This window comes from Streptomyces sp. SID14478 (genome assembly GCF_010548525.1).
In the GTDB taxonomy this organism is placed as follows: domain Bacteria; phylum Actinomycetota; class Actinomycetes; order Streptomycetales; family Streptomycetaceae; genus Streptomyces.
In genome coordinates this window covers 1-1567 of the sequence record NZ_JAAGMG010000405.1, presented here as the reverse complement: position 1 = coordinate 1567, position 1567 = coordinate 1, and the positions used below count along the sequence as shown (strand labels likewise).

The 1567-nt window shown below is 73.5% G+C and carries 1 protein-coding gene and 2 pseudogenes; 2 read left to right on the top strand and 1 reads right to left on the bottom strand.

From position 1 onward, the window contains the following. A pseudogene (locus G3I40_RS13410) lies at nt 1-295 on the bottom strand (MFS transporter); the annotation flags it as partial. Between the two features lie 102 nt (nt 296-397). On the opposite strand from G3I40_RS13410, the gene G3I40_RS13405 reads away from it, so the two are divergent. Both G3I40_RS13405 and G3I40_RS13400 read left to right on the top strand, forming a co-directional pair. Continuing rightward, the gene (locus G3I40_RS13405) at nt 398-1336 is read left to right on the top strand and encodes a LysR family transcriptional regulator (RefSeq protein WP_164302389.1); all 939 of its coding nucleotides are present in this window, start codon (nt 398-400) and stop codon (nt 1334-1336) included. Nucleotides 1337-1387: 51 nt separating this feature from the next. Beyond that, a pseudogene (locus tag G3I40_RS13400) lies at nt 1388-1567 on the top strand (hypothetical protein); the annotation flags it as partial.

Below are 1567 nucleotides of genomic sequence, written 5' to 3'. Positions count from 1 at the left end.
CGGCGAGGCCGGTCAGCAGCGCGCCCTTGCGGCCGTACCGGTCGGCGGCCGCGCCCGCGGGGATCAGCAGGCCCGCGAACGCGATGACGTACGCGTCGACCGTCCACAGGATCTGCGTCGACGACGGGTGCAGCGACGACGAACCCAGCTGCGGGATGAGCAGGTTGATCGCCGCGACCATGCTCTGCGCGACCAGCACGCAGGCGCACACGGTGAGCAGGGTCAGGCGGCCGAGCCGCGGTGCGGGCGCCGCGCCGGTCGAGGGTGGGGACGACGTCTGGGCAGGGGCGGACATGGCTCCTCCAGGGAGCTTCGGATGGTGGTGTGGGATGCCCCTTCAACGTAGGGTCGGACCCGGTCTGCTTTCCAGTGCAACTTCTGCAGGGAGTCATTGCGCATGACGCAATCGGAGACGGCCGCGGTCGCTGCCGGGCTCGATCTGAACCTCCTCGTCGCCCTCGACGTGCTGCTCGAGGAACAGAGCGTGCGCGGCGCCGCCCGGCGCCTGCACCTGTCCGAGCCCGCCATGAGCCGCACCCTGGGCCGGGCCCGCAAGGCGCTCGGCGACCCGCTCCTGGTGCGCGCGGGGCGGCAGATGGTGCCGACGCCGTACGCGCTGTCGGTGCGCGCCGAGGTCGGGGCGGTGGTGGAGCGGGCGCGGGCGCTGTTCGCCGCGCACGGCGAGGAGGACCTGCGGTCCCTGCGGCGTACGTTCACGGTGCACGGGAGCGATTCGCTGGCCGCGCTGCTCGGGCCGCCGCTGCTCTCGCGGGCGGCGGTCGAGGCGCCCGGCATCCGCCTGCGGTTCCTCGGCGAGAGTCATCTGGACGCGCCGGTGCTGCGCGAGGGGACGGCCGACCTGGAGGTCGGGGTCATCGACACGGCCGCGCCCGAGGTGCGGGTCGAGCCGCTTTCCGTGGACCGGATGCTGGGTGCGGTGCGCGCCGGACACCCTTTGCTGGAGGGGGAGTTGACGGCCCGCCGGTTCGCGGAGGAGGCGGAGCACCTCACCGTGTCGCGGCGCGGCAAACTGCACGGCCCGGTCGACGACGCGCTGGCCGGACTCGGACTGCGGCGACGGGTGGTGGGCAGCGTCGGCTCGTTCCCCGCGTCGCTGTTCTTCCTGCGCGACACGGACCTGGTGGGCCTGGTCGTGTCGTGGTGCCGTCCGATGACCGACGCGCTCGGCCTGGTCACCTTCCCGATCCCGCTGGAGCTGCCGCCGCTGCCGTTCGGCCTCGCCTGGCATCCGCGCCACGACGCGGATCCGGCGCACGCGTGGCTGCGTGGCTGCGTGCGCGATCTGATGCGGGAGCGGGCGTCGGCTTCCCTCTGATCCAGCTCAACTCGGTTTCGCCGTGCCGCAGATGTCCCGCACCATGGGCGAATGATCAAGATGCCCAAGCGTGAGCTGAACGTCCTCGTGCTGCAGGACACCGACCGCATCGCCGACGCCGTGCGCGCCGCCCTCCAGGACGCGCCCGAGAGCGAACGCCCCGGCCTGGAGCGCGCCGCGGCGCTCATCGCCGAGGCGGCCGGCCGCAGTGAGGCCGAGCTGCGGGGCGAC